We start from the raw sequence: 15819 nt of genomic DNA on the forward strand, positions 1-15819 counted from the left end.
TTATTCCTTTTCTTGTTCACTGTGCTGCTCTGTCTCCGCCGTTTTTAGCGCCTCCAGATAGACCAACGCTTTTGCCCGCAGAGACTCATCTTCAGTACGTTCATTGACAAGTTCAAAACACTGTCTGGCTTTTGCCGCCTTACGCATTAATAATTGACACTGCCCGGTAAAAAAAACGGGGCGATAATCATTTTTAAGTAACGTAAACGCTACTGCATAAAGGTCACATGCTTTCTGAAATTGTTTTTTCAGTTGGCATACCGCCGCCAGTCCCATGGTGTAATCGGGATTGTAAAAATCATAAATGCATAAGAAACGAAAGAACGTCTCAGCTTCATCCAGTCGTCCCTGGTTATAAAACTCATAAGCATGAGCATATAAACCGTCCATCATATCTTGAGGGATCCCGTGAACGTCTTTTAGCGTGGCGCCTTCACTAACGGCATCCCAAATCATTTCCGCAACACGTTCTTCGCTGACATTATTTTGATAATCCATTACTTACTCCTGTTATCTGTCACCGACTTTGTAGAACTTAACGACTGCGTTTATCTGATGCAGTTATTAAACCCCGACGGTGGTTAGTGAACATTCAAAAAACGCCCAATGAATACATCGCTACTGCTTTACGCGGCTCAATGTCGTACTTCATTTTCTTGTGGCTGAATAACGTCTTTGCCCGCGTTTTCTACTTCTTCCAGCCAAACCAGAAGACGTAAAACTTCATCAATTTCTTCCAGACTCACCAGATCATAACGGCGATGGGTTTTGAAAAGACTGCGCGCCAGTTTGATATCGACGATCACAGGTACGCCAACCTTCTCCGCATAGGCGCGGACGGCCAGTGCGCGCTGATTCGTTTCATACACTGAGATCATCGGAATCGGCATCAATTCGGGTTTAAAATAAATCCCGATCGTAATATGCGTGGGGTTGGCAACAATCAGGCGTGAGTTTTCAATATCGGATTTCACCTGTTCAGACAGAATTTCCATATGAACTTCACGTCTTTTAGATTTAACCTCTGGGTTCCCTTCCTGCTCCTTCATTTCACGCTTCACTTCTTCCTTATCCATTTTCATGTCTTTCATGGTCAGGAAATATTCCGCAATAGCATCCAATAATAAGACAATCAATGCGCAAGCAAGGCAAGTTAATACCAATGCGAGGAGAAGTTCACGCCAAATAACGGCAATATCCACAACATTGCCATTTAACTGAGAAAAGATTTCAACCTTATATTTCTTCCAGCAAATGATGGCGGCCACCACAAAGGATGAGAGATACAGTAGGGTTTTGACCGTATCTTTAACCGTGCGCATACTAAAAAGTTTTTTCGCCCCTTCTACCGGGTTTAACGCCGATAAATTAGGTTTTAATGCTTCTGTCGCCAGCACGAAACCGGCCTGTAATAACGCCGGTAATGCGGAACACACTAAGCAGAGCAGCATAAATGGAATTAGATATTTTAACCCTATCCCAAAAACGGCCAAACTGTAGTCAGCCATGCTCTGATCAAAATTATCCGCAATAATGATCTTAATTATCCCCATAAACTCATTAAATGAGCCATACGACACCAGATAGGCAATTCCTCCCAGCGTCAGGCAGGCGATAATGAGATCTTTACTTTTAAATGACTGGCCTTTTTTAGCGGAGTCTTCCAGCCGTTTTTTAGTCGGTTTTTCTGTTTTATTCGAGGACATGCGTCGCCCCTCGCTCGTAAAACCAACTGCTTAATCCTGTGGCCTGGAAAGAGAGTCGCAGTACATTGTCCGGTAGTACCGGAGAGAAATAAAGCAGCATAATTAAAACGGCAATACCGCTTTTTACCGTCAGTGAAATCGCAAAAGCGTTCATTTGCGGAGCAAAGCGCGACAATAAACCCAGGAATACTTCTGACAGCAACAGCACTAATACCACCGGACTGGCCAGAACCAAGGCGTTTTGAGCCACCTGATTAATAAACGTTAATAGCGGCGGTAATGAAGGCGTGCACTCGTTCATCGGATCGCATAGCTGATAGCTTTTATTTAACACGTCAACCATCGTGACCAGACCGCCGTTTTGTAAATAAACGACAGCGGCAAACATATTCAGGAAATTAGCCATTTCCGAGGTATCAATGCCGTTTGCCGGATCGATACTGCTACTTAGCGTTGCCCCTCGCTGGTTATCGATAATACAACCCAGTGCATGCATAACCCAAAAAGGCCATGACAGCAGACAGCCCAGCATGACGCCTACCGCCGCTTCTTGCAGAACTAACGGGATCATCGCCACCGATAAAAACGGCGGCGCCTCGTTCAATGCATGCGGCCATACTCCCAATGTCACCAGGATGATAATGGCGTTTCTCGGCGCGCCGCTTAATACCCCGCTATTCAAAAACGGCAGGAAGAAAAAAATCGGCGCCACGCGAGCAAACCCTAGTGCCGCAGACGCAACCAGGTGATGAATTTCAAAGTACAACGCGTAAAACATTTTTTACCCCTTAGCCAACGCCAGGAATATCACCTGACGCCCGTAAGAGAGTAAAACTTCGCCATACCAGCCAGACAGTAAAAACAAGCACAAACACACGCCAAGTAATTTAATGCCAAAAGGCAGCGTCTGTTCCTGTAATTGCGTTACCGTCTGGAATAACCCTACCAGGAGGCCGATAATCGTTGCGACAATCGTCGGCCACCCTGACAGGATCAAAACAAGATAGAGCGCCTTATTACCTGCAAACACTAAATCATCCATTTAACTATCCCGTCTCGTAATGATGTCATGTTGCAATGTCCATATACTGTAAAATCAATCCCTTAGACAGTAATGTCCAGCCATCAAGCGCGACAAAAAGCACCAGCTTAATAGGTGTAGATATCGTCACCGGACTCATCATCATCATCCCCAGCGCCAGTAGCACGCTGGATACCACCAGGTCGACGACAACAAAGGGCAAATAGAGATAAAAACCAATTTTAAACGCGCTTTTTATTTCGCTCAGCGCATAAGCAGGTAATAACGCAAATATTGATGGTTTTTCAATTTCATCTTTGTCACGCTTTACCGTCTCGGTCTCTTCTCCATACTGACGCTTCAGTTGCGCGTTTTCAAAAAACTGAACTAACTCGCGATCTGAATATTTGATCAGATAATCGCGATAACCATCCAGACCTTCATCAACATGCTTACTTAATGACGAAATATCATTAAAGGTGACATCTTCGTCCTCAAAATAGACGTAGGCATCATGCATTATGGGCCACATAACAAACATAGAAAGCAGCAATGCGACGCCGTTAAGCGTCATATTTGAAGGTATCTGCTGCAATCCCAGGGCGTTACGCACCATGACAAATACAATAGAAAATTTAACGAAACAGGTTCCTGACGCAATAATAAATGGCAACAGGGTGGAAAATGCCAGTAAGGCAATTAATGAGATATCATTCCCCATTACCAGACTCGCTCAGCCATTCATGGATCTCAACGCCTAAGGTGTCATTCATCTGTACCAGTTCGCCATTACCCAGCAAAACACCATTCGCCATAATTTCAACGTTAAGTTCAGCATTGGTCGGCAGTGATAATAGCTGCTGCTGCCCCATGGTTTCGAGTTCGGTGAGGGTAACGTTCTTACGATACAAAACAAATTCCAGTTTGACGGGCAATTGGTTCAAGCCAGGCAGAGTTTCTGCAGTTTCAGTTGTATTATTTTCTTCTTCGATATGTTGAATATCTAACGTTTCCACAATAATTCCCCCTTCAACACGGTTGAAATGACCTAACTTTTTCGCGTAGCAATAAACTTCCGCACGGGAAGTACGAATCAGGAGTACATCTCCGATCCCGATTCGGCCCAGCAACGAACGCTGCGTATCACTGCTACCGATTACAAAGCGCAACGGCCAACGCAGCATTTTCGGCCTGCCGCCCCCGACTGCAGGCAGTTCAGGAAGATATTCAAACCACAGGCCGCCCCGATCGCTCATAATGTGCAACAATTTCCCTTCCGGCAGCGCGCTTCCCGGCACGGGGTTCTCTACGCATAAACGCCGACAGGACAAATGCGGCACGGGCAACTCAAACGGTCGCTCTGTTGCAGCAAGCCAGGGAACGACCAGGTGCTCAGCGCCAGCAGAAACCGCCGCCCCCGCCAGAGCGGGAGAGACATGCTCAAGCCAGTCCCCAGGTTGAATCCACGCCGACCACCGTTTTTCTGCATCGCTCAACCGAACCCACATTCCCTGTCGCGTCGGATATTCCAGCGTAGCTTCCTGGCCATGGCGCTGGCATTCTGTCGCGGTTTGCGCCAATAGCCATTCGCGACGATCAATCTGTCTCACACGCAATGACATCAGGCGTCATCCTCCTCGCCAGATTGCTGTCTGTGCTGTTGCTGCTGCGGATTTTGTTGATCGTCTCGCGTCAGGTGCCAGCGCTGGGGATTACCGTTTTGCCATTGATCATGCAAACGATGTTCAACCTGCGTATTTGACGGTATTAACGAAAACTCCCCTGCTTGCCGCGCCTGAATATTGACGGAATAGTCATTTCCCCAGCGCTGAAAACGGTAAGTCAGTGAGCTATCCTCCCCTTTCACGCCATCGGCAGTGGGAAAAATAGTCATCATCGGCTTTGATTGCGCCGCTAAAGGCATTTTTTCATCGCCGCCGGTTAATTGGCTAAGATCGGCGATAGTGGTTGGTTGCAGCGGAAGCTGAGAAACATCTTTAACCTTTTTATGATCTTTATCGTCAGGCTTACCGGTATTGGCTGCGGCCATTCGGGCAGGTGCGACATCCCGCGCCAGCGGCGCGCCCTCTTTACGAACGCCTTCACCCGCGATGGCTTTATTATCCCCAGGCAATGCCTTGATATTATCGTCAGAGATTCCCGTGGCGTTATCGGTTACTTCACTAACGGATTCCACAGCTTTTAAATCAGCAGATAATTTTTTACCACTTACGCTTTCTAACGGCCTATTTTTAGACGATAGCAACGCTGCGGATTTATCTACTTTGGCATCCGCAGAAATTAAACCGACAGATTTTTCAGCAGTGACTTTCAACAGTTTTTCAGCAATCCTGAGTTCGCCTTTTCCGTTATGATGCAGACCAGAAACGTTGCCATTGTGATGTTCTGATTTCGCTGGCGCGCCATGTCGCCATGCCGCCAGCAATACCGGTAAAGCCGTTTCTTTATGCATTACGAAAGCATCGCCATAGTCGCGATCTTTTTTATGATCGGAATATTCTGTCTTATGTTTTTCCACCGCTTTTTTTAATGCTTCTGATAAACCGCCAACCTCATCCTGCTGCGGCAGTAAAATGTTCCCGGATGAACTGACAGCTGACACATCGCCCATTAAATTATCTCCTCTGACTCGGCCTCTTCCTGCTGTATCTCTCGCTGGATATAGTGTCTTTTCTGACGGATTATCCAGCGTTGATAGTTCCCTTCTTTGCGCAACCAATATTTACTTTTTTTCTGAAACTCTTCCCTTTTCTTTTCCAGCTCGCTCCGTTTTTCCTGAATTTGTATAATCTGGAGTTCTAAATCTTTTATCTGCCGGCGAACAATAGACTGCTTACGTAATAACGTATAAATTTCCTCACGACTGAGCTGTCTGTTTTCTGCACGCAGCGTATCTAATAACAATTTCAGACCCGCTATTTGTTCAAGGATCGCCTCCTCCTCGGCCTGCAGCCCGCGGTCCTCATCCTGATAGCGAAGTAATATCGACTCACACTGTGAATGAAATACCGTACAGCGCCGCTGCAATACTTTAATTCTGGTCAGCGAATGCATTCATACCGCTCAACGTGTCATCAAAGGATGAATACTGCGCTACCGGCTGGCATAACCAGGCTTTCAGGCTATCCCGCATCTGCATCGCCCGATCGTTATCGATATTTTCGCCAGGACGATATTCTCCCAAATCAATGAAAAGCTGGAGCTCTTCCAGACGCGTCATTAATTTACGCACGGCAGATGCCTGTTCAGCATGTGTCGGCGTCGTGACTTGTCCAAAAACGCGGCTTACGCTTTTCAGTACATCGATTGCCGGGTAATGTCCCTGACCGGCCAGCTTTCTGCTCAGATACAGGTGACCGTCAAGGATAGAGCGAATTTCATCCGCCATCGGGTCCGCCTCTTCCTCGCTTTCCAGCAGTACCGTATAAAAGGCAGTAATGCTTCCCTCGCTGGTCGCCCCGGGGCGTTCCAGCAAGCGGGGCAAATTATCGAATACGGAGGCGGGATAACCTCGACGGGCCGGACGCTCTCCCGACGCCAGTGCCACATCTCGCAAAGCACGCGCATAACGGGTCATGGAATCGATAAAAAGCACGACCCGTTTTCCCTGGTCGCGAAAATATTCCGCTACGGTTGTCGCCAGTTGCGCCGCATTGCAGCGATCGACCGAGGGGAAATCGGAAGTGGCAAAAACCAGCACGCATTTTTCTTTCTTATGCGAAGCGCGCAACATATCCACGAATTCAGTGACCTCACGGCCTCGTTCACCGATAAGACCGATAACAAAGACATCCGCCTCCGTTTGCTCGATCAGCATATGCATCAGCATGGTCTTACCGCATCCTGCGGAGGCAAAAATGCCCATTCGCTGGCCTACGCCACAGGTCAATAACCCGTCAATCGCGCGCACACCGGTAATCAGCGGTTCACGGACGCCAACGCGCGAAGCGTAAGAAGGCGGTGCGACATCAATAACGCGTTCTTCGCTAATCGGCGCCACTTCAGGGGTAAAACGCTCAACGATTTTCCCCGTCGGATCCAACACCGCGCCTAATACCGAGTATCCCACCCACGCCGATAACGCACGTCCAGTGGGATAAAGCACGACATCGCGGCTCAGCCCCTGGGCATTGCCGATAAGGCTCAGCACGGTGCGTTCCCGCTGTAAGCCAACCACCTGCGCACGTGCAACAACCTGTTTTTGGTGCCAGCCACGGCGTATTTCACACAGTTCGCCAATGGCTACATCGCGCAATTCCGCCTCAATAATTGGGCCGGTTATTTTTTGTGGGTAGGCCAGATATTGCAGTAAACGAGGTGTTTTCATCTCATTAGCGACCGACTAAAAACTTCCAGATAGTTGTAAAACCCATTCAAGGCAGTAGAGAACTTTTCACCGTCAGATAAAAAATCCGGATGCACTAAGGCTTTAAGCGTTAGCTCCCCATTCTGCTCCCCCAGTAGTAATTGCCCGCCGCGGGCAAAATGGCATCCTTCCATTATGGTCATTAAGATTTCATAAGCCCGCTGTTGTAATACCACCATGCTGTCAGCACCCAATTGCGCCCAGATCCATACATCATCGTCCTTGACGCTGATACAGATACTTGGCAATGCAAATAAATCCAGAACAATTGTTGAATGGCTATCTATTCCTCCGATGAGTGAAGGATCGCAACCACTTACTTCCAGTGCGGAACGAACTAATTCAGCGATATCCAAATGTTGCATAGATCTTTTCCTTAATTAAGCCCTTATATTGTTTTTATAACATTCACTGACTTGCTATCTGCTATCTCACCGAAAGATAAAACCTCCAGATCCGGAAAACGACCTTCAATCATTTTCTTAATAAATCGACGGACATCGACAGACGTAAGGAGGACAAGATCTTTATGTGCAATCAATAAATCATCCAACTTAAGTGTAATGAGATCCATCAAATTAGCGGAGGCTTCCGGGTCAAGGCTGAGGAAGGTACTGCCAGAGGTCTGACGGATCCCTTTGCGAATAACATCCTCAACTTCAGCAGATACCATTACTGCTCGTAATTCGCCGCCATTGGCGAATTTATGGCAAATATAACGCGCCATTGCTCCACGAATATGCTCCACAAGGTTAATGACATCTTTTTCTCTTGGCGCCCACAAGGCGAGCGCTTCCATAATTAATTTCATATTACGCACGGAAACACGTTCGCTTAACAAACGCTGCAAAACTTCAGATATACGTTGTACCGTGGCATGTCTGAGCACTTCTTTAAGTAAATCAGGAAATTTCGCTTCCAGTTGGTCCAGCATATGTTTTGTTTCCTGAATACCGAAATATTCATTGACGTTGCGCGCCAGCGTCACCGCCAGACAGTGGTAAAGCTCATCAAGCGCGTTCCGCAACACATAGCCAAGCTCCCGGAGTTTCTCCCCCTCTTCATGCGTTACCCAGAAATACTGGCTGCTACCTTGCTGATGGATTGTTGGATTAATGCCAAAGGACACGACTTCATCGGAATAATTTACCACTCGCATCAAATCAAAATAGACCGTAAATTGTTCAACACGGATCTCATTAATCAACAATACGATGCTGTTATCGTCCAGACCCTCGCCATCGCGTAACAATACTTCCGGCAGGCGCACGCCATAATCAATAAAGAACTGACTACGTAGACGCTCCGCAAGTTGAGCTTTTTCCAGATCTTCACGCCGGCTCTTCGGCACAAGTAATATCAACGGTACAGTCTCTGTAGAGACTTTATCGAGATCGCCAATCAGTCCTAACGACGACCCTTCTTTTTCCTCAATACTGAGCGGCTGCTCGCCTTTGCTGGTTTTAGGTTTGGCGGCGCTACGTTTTGCTTCACGGAATTTAAAATAGAAGAGTACGCTTAAAACCACCGATAAAATAACAAATACCGGCAGCGGGAATCCCGGCAGAGTTCCCATTGAAATGGTCAAAATAGCCGTAACAACCAATACAAATGGGTTGTTCAACAGCTGCGTCATGATATTCCGCCCCATATTATCGCTATCGCCATTTACGCGAGTCACGATAAAACCGGCACTAATCGCAATCAACAATGCGGGGATCTGGGCGACAAGACCATCACCAATGGTCAGCATGGTATAAGTAGACAGGGCGGAGGACAAATCCATACCATGGCGGGTCATCCCCACCGAAATACCGCCAATAAAGTTCACAAAGATAATAATGATGCCGGCAATAGCGTCACCTTTGATAAACTTCATCGCACCGTCAAAGGAACCGTAAAGCTGGCTTTCCCTTTCCAGTACGCTTCGCCGTTCGCGCGCGGCATCCGCATCAATAATACCGGCCTTCAAATCGGCATCAATACTCATCTGTTTACCGGGCATACCATCCAGAGAAAATCGGGCCGCGACTTCCGCGACGCGTTCTGAACCTTTGGTAATAACGATAAACTGGACCACGGTGACAATAGAGAAGACAACAAAACCCACCGCCAGGCTATCGCCAATAACGAATTGCCCGAACGTGGCGATAATTTCACCGGCATCGGCTTCAATCAAGATAAGACGGCTGGTACTGATCGATAATGCCAGACGAAAGAGCGTGGTAATTAACAGTACCGCAGGAAACGTTGAAAAACTGAGGATTCTGTCAATGTAGAACGACCCCATAAACACCAATATCGCCAGTACGATATTCAGTGCGATCAGGAAATCAACCAGATAGGTAGGTAATGGAATGACGAACATAGAAATGATCATCACCATTAGTACCAGAATCAGTAATTCAGGTCGTAAACGAGCACTGTTAAGTAGAGAAAGCAGCACTATAGGTATCCTGTTAATATTAAATTAAGACAGCTTTTCAATAGTACGACGCTGTTCTGCCATTTCATGCTTGTAGGCAATATCGGTCATACTACGTAACGCCATTAACAATTCTTCCTGCCAATATTCTTCATAAAAGAGTGAAGAGGGTATGGCTTTACATACTTGATAAAATATCTGCAAAAAGGATGCATGTTCTTTATGACTAAGCAATAACGCATTCAAACCTATAATATCGGCTAACAGCGAATCCACTTCATGTGGCTGTTGCAATAGTGAAAGCATCAGTAGTAGCCACGACGACTCCTCCGCATTAAACGCTTTGGTAAACGAATACGACAACAATGTACTCACAAACAGTAGGTCAGCGGAGCGCAACATTTTAAGTTGCGTCAGGCGTCGTAAAAGCTGGCCAAACTCCAGACGCGAACAGCTGGCGTCATTCGCGTCAATATCGGTTAATAGCGAACCCTCGATAAAATCCAGTACCACCAGTCGACGTTGATAGCCATAACTGGCTATCCAGTCAGAGTAAATCTCCACTTCATGTGATTCACTCTGGATAAATTGCCGATAGCTGGCGCGCAATAAGCCTGGTTTTAACGATAATGTTTTCCCAAAAAGCCGGGCCTTCAACGCACAATTAATCCCTGCCTTGAGGGTCTTCGGATCGGTTTGCTCTTCAACGTGCTTAAGTAACGACTCCAGCTTTTTCCGCACGATCTCTTCCAGATCTTTACGACGAAGCAATTCGCGTAACACAAGGACTAAATCACTGGGGTCAGGAAATAAGCTACGCGCCTGACGTAAAAAATCTTCTAACGCGCCGCCATGTACGCTAATTAGCTTTAATATTTGCTTCGCCTTCGGTAAAGCCTCATCCTCCAGCACGCGTTCAAAACTATTAGATAAATTACTGGATTTTTTTTCATAATCGCGACGGTTACGAAATTGCGCCAGCGCCGCTGACATTTCGTCCGTCGACTGGACAAATTTTTGTACTTCCGCCCCTGGAGACGAATCCTCTGCGGCCTGTTGTATTTCCGCCTGTTGCGCATCAGTATGCTGGGTCGCATCCTGGTGAGATGTCTGCCGGGACAATATTCTGGAAAATGAAATACCGGAGGTTGAGCCAGGAATCATTTAATTGCCTCCTGACCTCTATCCAGATAAACACGAACCCATTTCTGTAACTTATCGTCCCCACTCCAGGCACCGCTTTGTTTCAGAATATTGTTTACCGATTCGCTGGCATCCGGCGTTAACGGGTCGACAATTTCTTTTGGTTCAATCATGAATACACGAACAACATTACTTTTATTCTTACTGGAATAACGGAACAGGCTACCAATAAGCGGTAATTTGCCTAAAAACGGAATACTTTGGACAGTATCGGTATTTGCATCCCGTGTATAACCACCGACCAGCAAACTTTTTCCGTGCGGAACTCTCGCAATAGTGCTAATTAACGTTCGTCCGACTTCGGGTAACGCATCTACGGAGGTGGTAGTATCGGATTGCGGCGTCTTATCGTTACCATCTTCAATGTCCAGCGACATTTCTATCTGACCATCTGCGGAAAAACGGGGCAGCACTCGGATCATTGTTCCATATGTTACATGCTCAAGCGCCACATTACGTTCCCCAATCAGCTTGGTGTAAAACGTTCTGTTGTTATCAAAAATAGCGGGAACATTTTCCTGAGTCAGTAATACCGGGCGCGAAACCACCGTCGCCTGTTTCTTCTCTTCTAACGCATTTACCGCGGCGATGAATCGACTGCCATCGAGGGTACTTATTGAAGCCTGGTTTAATGACACGCCAAGTTTGTCCCCAATAGTAATGCTGCCGCTCCATGAAGTGCCCAAACGCTCCAGATCGCTTTTATTAAGATCGACAATCCACAGGGATAATTCTACGTGACGTTTGGCGACATCCAGCGCTTTAACCAGCATTTCGATAAAATGCACCTGCTCAGCCGTTCCTTTTACTAACAAACTGTTGGTATCCGGATAGGCCACGATTTTAATATTGCCCGCCGCGGCATTTTGCTTTAAAGCTTCCTGCAGACTCATGCCACCGGCATAATTTGCTGCTTTACCTTTTTCTCCATTCGCTGAAAACGCTGGCATCGCCGGAGGTTCGCTACTGACAATATTACCTAAGGGTTGCTCTTCTCCCTGCAATAACCTTTCAATCGCCGTAGCAATACCGGGGATAACCATTTTCTGATCGCGCAGATTGTAGGTACGATCGCCCACGAAGGTATTGTTCAGACGCATCACCCCTATTTTCTGGCGTCCCAGCTCAATACCATCGTTTTGCTTGTCCATCATGGTGGCGGCGTTGACCACCATATCAACATAGACGGGTGGCCCTGAAACATAGAATGTTCCTTTACGGTTATCGCCACGTAGCGGGTAATTTTTGTTATATAAACCTGAGCGTTTTAGAAAATTGTTGAACTCATTGAGTGAAACGTTGCGTAAAGAAACCACGGCATTGCGCATTTCACTGGCGTCATAAATATAGATAGCCTGCCCATCGAAATACCAAATCAGCCCCAGTTGTAGGGAAAGCTTCTCCAGTAATGCGTTAGGATCGTGAAACTCAAAGTTGCCCGTAATTTTTTTTCGTGCCGCCATTTTGCTAACAATGACAGGCTCCTTTAGCTGTAGCGCCATTGCATCGAAAAATGTCCGCAGGCTATCGTCTTTCGCAACAAACCCACTTCCCGTTACAGGTATTTTTTCACTAGAATAACCAGGTGCAACCAGAACAAGCGCGGCACATGCCAGCACTCTGGCCAAAAGAATATGTGTCTTCATTTGTCTGCCAATTGAATAATATTTGATAATTTCCGCGGCGAAACGCCGATCAGCTCTTTGATCTCACTAGAAAAATGTGAAGGCGATGAGTAACCATGATTAACGGCTAATTGGGTGATGTTCTCGTGGCCTTCTACACTATTCAGCAGCGATTGCGCCATACGCCAGTTTCGTAATTCACTCTTCGCTTTTCCGCCCAACGCTCTGCTGCACAAACGACGAAAATGGGTATAAGAAACGCCATAGTCTTCTCCCAGCATTCTCATCGTGTTGCCGCTGGTTGACTGAGCAAGTAAATAGCCAACTAACCAGTAACTCTCGCTTTTTCGTAACAGCGCCAGTACCTTATTGAAGGCCGGAGAAGGCGTAATAATTTGCTGCAAAAACCAGTACTCGCAGCGTTTACGATCTTGCCAAATAGCGCGAAACTCAGGACTCAGCAAAACCCATTTATCGGATTCAGCATATGTCGTGTCCACTAATCCTGCGCCATCGATAAATGCCAGTAATTTGCTGAGTACTTCAATTTTTAACGGTCGAAAAACCAGGTCTCCTGATACTGGTGCGACAACGGCCTGCTCGCAAAAAAGCAGCGCGCCTTCCTGAATCAGGCAGTTTTCATTGTGTCGGCTTTCAGAAAATGACATATGCAGCTTTTGCGCGGAACACGTCTGTATAAACCATGCTTCCGGGCTGCGGATTTTCCGCTTCTCTCCTTCTTTAAGTACTTCCTGCGTATTTAGCATAGTTGTCAGCACCAGTTAAAAATCATTTTAATATGTAAACAATACCGGGAGCGAGTGGCAAAATCCTGATGCAATCATTATGAAACTGATGCCACCCGCTAATTAAATTGGCCCACTTGCACAGCGCTTGATAATTTAAAATAGAAAATCAGCTCATAGTGTATAAATTCTGGCTTATTATTCTGCAGCAGCAAAAAATCAAATATTGTCATCGGGATGAAGAATTAATTATTTATATCAGAAGTTTTTTTTGCTAGCATTCCTGAAACGCATTCGCCCCCTTATCACTATTGTCAGATAACGTTCTGACGGTTGTGTAAAAACATTGTGCCTCATTCTTCTGTAGTTGGAGTTAATATGAAAAAATTTTATAGCTGTCTTCCTGTCTTTTTACTGATTGGCTGTGCCCAGGTGCCCCTCCCTTCCTCCGTGAGCAAACCGGTACAGCAACCTGGCGCTCAGAAAGAGCAACTGGCCAACGCAAATAGTATTGATGAGTGTCAGTCTCTTCCGTATGTGCCGTCAGACCTTGCGAAGAATAAATCATTATCAAACCAGAACGCTGATAATTCCGCATCAAAAAATAGCGCAATCAGCTCAAGCATTTTTTGCGAAAAATATAAACAAACCAAAGAACAGGCGCTCATCTTCTTCCAGGAACATCCACAATACATGCGTTCGAAAGAAGATGAAGAGCAACTCATGACCGAATTTAAAAAAGTTTTACTTGAACCCGGAAGTAAGAATTTAAGCATATATCAGACGTTACTTACTGCCCATGAAAGACTGCAAGCCTTATAAGGCCATATCACAGTTGGCTGAACTCATCATGATATAATTAAGACCATATTTTGCATTGCCACTTAATATCAATATAATTATTATAGCTATGGTCACTTTTACGGTTGGCCATTTGTCTCTTACGTTGCATTTATCAATCTGCTTTTTGATACAGCAGCACCTCGCTGCTGCTTTTTTTATTTGCGATAAAGAACTGCCTCCCAGACTCGGGAAAATAGCCGAAACTTATACTGACAAACTATCGTCTCGTATATCGCGGTAAACTGACATCCCCCTCTTTCTCCACATGTTGGCATTCTTACGATATCCCATCCACTTTTCGCGGATAACGTTCTTTTTACCTGTGACAGCGTATTGACTACCAGGCTAGTATAGCGGCAGAAACGTCCCGATGTCTGGAATGAATGGCAAACAGTCTATAAGGTGATTGAATGGATACGACAGAAGAACTAAACGGAACCTACTTCTACCACGGACAATCGAACCTGTCAGCAGGTGAACTATTTGATGTAATTTTCCTTGAGCAATTTTGTGATGAACCTGGGATTAGCATTGAGTCAGGTGCTGCTATCCTCGCCGGGCAACCGTGGTTAAAAACCAGAACGAAACCGGGAGAGGCAATCAAAGGGACAAGTGTTATCTCCAGGTATGGGAGAATGCTTTTACGAAATGCACGAACTCCTTTTGGTATTAGAGTTCCTACACCCGTTGGTATAAGAATGCGAAAAACAAATAATCTTGCCGCAGTCATAGCACGATATGTTCCATGGTTAGGTTGGGTTGGTCTTGTGAATTCAATTTACCAGGTATCAAGGAGAACTCAGGCAAAATACAACCTAATAGCACGCCCTAAAGATCGTATACAATGGACATCCTTTTGATGGACACAATTCAGCAAGAGGTGTTAGCACTCTTCCGTGAAGAGATTCCCGGATATTTAGACAGCAATTGGAAAGAAATCCCTTTAGAACTTGATTCTGATTTATTTGAAGCTCCAGGCGATGACCTGCATGAAGCTTTGGATAAATTTGAAAAAAAATTTAATGTAGATTTATCACAAGTTAAATGGTCGTGTTATTTTCCCTGGGAGAATACTCCACTGCTTACACGATGGTTTAAATTAAAACGGGAAGATGTAGAACGAACTCGTACACCTTTAACAATCAGAATGTTTTCTGAGTCAGCGAAAGCTGGGAAATGGCTTTATGATTAGTGAAAAATATGTCGAATTAATCAGGAGTTAATTACTATGAATTTTGTTATTTGGCGCAGTATCATTAAACGATCAACCCCTTTCCTTGTTGCTGTCGTTTAAAACGCTTTATGCTACTTTATCTGCATCTGGTAGGTTATGACAACATGAGGCTTTGTTGAATAATTCAGAATCGGCCAACGATAAGGATACAGGACTCCCACCGGAGCACTCGTTATACGAGCCTGACGCTGGTCGGCATTGCCAACAACGTCATCCAGTTCAGCGCCTTGAGCATCGCCATCGCTTCACCCACCTGCGCGTCATAGTTCCGCAGACTCAGATAGCCGCCCAGCAAGGTTTTAATACGAAACATCGCTGTTTCCACTACTGAACGACGGTGATAGCCCACTTTCTTTTCCAGACCTCATTGCTGCCGCTCCGATGTTGATTCGCCACCGCGTGGTTACGCTCATGGTACTACTTGTCCGGCCAGTATCGCGCACCGCTTCGTGGCGGGATTAGCGGCCTGATTTTTTTCCTCAATAACACATCATGGCAATAGCGCGTGTCATAAGCGCCGTCAGCCGAGGCTTCCCTGATTTTACAGTGAGTCTGGCTAATCAGCCCCGGCAGTGCCTGCGTATCCGTCGTGCCGCTGAGCGAGAAAGTATGCCTTTGCAATTAATCAG

The 15819-nt window shown here is 46.1% G+C and carries 17 protein-coding genes and 2 pseudogenes; 4 read left to right on the forward strand and 15 right to left on the reverse strand.

Annotation, left to right across the window (positions count from 1 at the left end; all coding sequences use genetic code 11):
* The 14 genes from sicA to invF all read right to left on the reverse strand — a co-directional run bounded on the left by sicA (position 1) and on the right by invF (position 13035).
* A complete protein-coding gene (gene sicA, locus J4645_RS10785) occupies positions 1-498 on the reverse strand; it encodes a SycD/LcrH family type III secretion system chaperone SicA (RefSeq protein ID WP_000386309.1) in 498 nt (165 codons plus the stop codon).
* Positions 499-635: 137 nt separating this feature from the next.
* On the reverse strand, positions 636-1706 hold the full coding sequence (gene spaS, locus J4645_RS10790) for an SPI-1 type III secretion system export apparatus protein SpaS (RefSeq protein ID WP_000097721.1): 1071 nt from the start codon (positions 1704-1706) through the stop codon (positions 636-638).
* Complete coding sequence (gene spaR, locus J4645_RS10795; RefSeq protein ID WP_023214354.1) at positions 1693-2484, reverse strand: SPI-1 type III secretion system export apparatus protein SpaR; 792 nt, start codon at positions 2482-2484, stop codon at positions 1693-1695. Before spaR ends, spaS begins: the two co-directional genes overlap by 14 nt.
* A 3-nt stretch (positions 2485-2487) precedes the next feature.
* Entirely contained in the window at positions 2488-2748 is a 261-nt protein-coding gene (spaQ, locus tag J4645_RS10800; RefSeq protein WP_000342503.1) for an SPI-1 type III secretion system export apparatus protein SpaQ, read from the reverse strand.
* A 25-nt stretch (positions 2749-2773) separates the two neighbouring features.
* Positions 2774-3448 (reverse strand): SPI-1 type III secretion system export apparatus protein SpaP, encoded by a 675-nt coding sequence (spaP, locus tag J4645_RS10805; RefSeq protein ID WP_000526016.1) that lies wholly within the window; start codon positions 3446-3448, stop codon positions 2774-2776.
* Entirely contained in the window at positions 3438-4349 is a 912-nt protein-coding gene (spaO, locus tag J4645_RS10810; RefSeq protein ID WP_023214355.1) for an SPI-1 type III secretion system protein SpaO, read from the reverse strand. Before spaO ends, spaP begins: the two co-directional genes overlap by 11 nt.
* Positions 4349-5359, reverse strand: coding sequence for an SPI-1 type III secretion system protein SpaN (gene spaN / locus J4645_RS10815; protein ID WP_023214356.1), 1011 nt, complete (start codon positions 5357-5359; stop codon positions 4349-4351). Before spaN ends, spaO begins: the two co-directional genes overlap by 1 nt.
* Positions 5359-5802 carry an SPI-1 type III secretion system protein SpaM gene (gene spaM, locus J4645_RS10820; protein ID WP_000555884.1) on the reverse strand — a complete coding sequence of 148 codons (444 nt, stop codon included), beginning with the start codon at positions 5800-5802 and terminating at the stop codon, positions 5359-5361. The genes spaN and spaM overlap by 1 nt, the downstream gene beginning before the upstream one ends.
* On the reverse strand, positions 5780-7075 hold the full coding sequence (invC, locus tag J4645_RS10825; RefSeq protein WP_000856766.1) for a SctN family type III secretion system ATPase InvC: 1296 nt from the start codon (positions 7073-7075) through the stop codon (positions 5780-5782). The genes spaM and invC overlap by 23 nt, the downstream gene beginning before the upstream one ends.
* Positions 7072-7479 carry an SPI-1 type III secretion system chaperone SpaK gene (spaK, locus tag J4645_RS10830; protein ID WP_001164066.1) on the reverse strand — a complete coding sequence of 136 codons (408 nt, stop codon included), beginning with the start codon at positions 7477-7479 and terminating at the stop codon, positions 7072-7074. Before spaK ends, invC begins: the two co-directional genes overlap by 4 nt.
* Before the next feature lie 23 nt (positions 7480-7502).
* Positions 7503-9560, reverse strand: a complete 2058-nt coding sequence (gene invA, locus J4645_RS10835; protein ID WP_000927219.1) for a type III secretion system export apparatus protein InvA — start codon at positions 9558-9560, stop codon at positions 7503-7505.
* A 24-nt stretch (positions 9561-9584) separates the two neighbouring features.
* Positions 9585-10703, reverse strand: coding sequence for a type III secretion system gatekeeper InvE (invE, locus tag J4645_RS10840; protein ID WP_000612171.1), 1119 nt, complete (start codon positions 10701-10703; stop codon positions 9585-9587).
* Positions 10700-12388 carry a type III secretion system outer membrane ring protein InvG gene (gene invG / locus J4645_RS10845; protein WP_000848099.1) on the reverse strand — a complete coding sequence of 563 codons (1689 nt, stop codon included), beginning with the start codon at positions 12386-12388 and terminating at the stop codon, positions 10700-10702. The genes invE and invG overlap by 4 nt, the downstream gene beginning before the upstream one ends.
* The gene (gene invF / locus J4645_RS10850) at positions 12385-13035 is read right to left on the reverse strand and encodes a type III secretion system transcriptional activator InvF (protein ID WP_001674874.1); all 651 of its coding nucleotides are present in this window, start codon (positions 13033-13035) and stop codon (positions 12385-12387) included. Before invF ends, invG begins: the two co-directional genes overlap by 4 nt.
* A gap of 456 nt (positions 13036-13491) precedes the next feature.
* On the opposite strand from invF, the gene invH reads away from it, so the two are divergent.
* The 4 genes and pseudogenes from invH to J4645_RS10870 form a co-directional block, all read left to right on the forward strand.
* The gene (invH, locus tag J4645_RS10855; protein ID WP_023214357.1) at positions 13492-13935 is read left to right on the forward strand and encodes an SPI-1 type III secretion system invasion lipoprotein InvH; all 444 of its coding nucleotides are present in this window, start codon (positions 13492-13494) and stop codon (positions 13933-13935) included.
* Positions 13936-14366: 431 nt separating this feature from the next.
* Entirely contained in the window at positions 14367-14816 is a 450-nt protein-coding gene (locus J4645_RS10860) for an STM2901 family protein (RefSeq protein WP_023215377.1), read from the forward strand.
* Positions 14801-15148 carry a DUF1493 family protein gene (locus J4645_RS10865; RefSeq protein ID WP_001555786.1) on the forward strand — a complete coding sequence of 116 codons (348 nt, stop codon included), beginning with the start codon at positions 14801-14803 and terminating at the stop codon, positions 15146-15148. Before J4645_RS10860 ends, J4645_RS10865 begins: the two co-directional genes overlap by 16 nt.
* A gap of 49 nt (positions 15149-15197) precedes the next feature.
* Positions 15198-15290 (forward strand): annotated as a pseudogene (locus tag J4645_RS10870) (GNAT family N-acetyltransferase); the annotation flags it as partial.
* A gap of 72 nt (positions 15291-15362) precedes the next feature.
* Here the strand turns inward: J4645_RS10870 and J4645_RS10875 are convergent.
* Positions 15363-15793 (reverse strand): annotated as a pseudogene (locus tag J4645_RS10875) (transposase); the annotation flags it as partial.
* Between the last annotated feature and the right edge of the window lie 26 nt (positions 15794-15819).

The organism is Salmonella sp. 32082101201600294FB01SM01, from assembly GCF_017572865.1.
Taxonomy (GTDB): Bacteria; Pseudomonadota; Gammaproteobacteria; order Enterobacterales; family Enterobacteriaceae; genus Salmonella; species Salmonella enterica.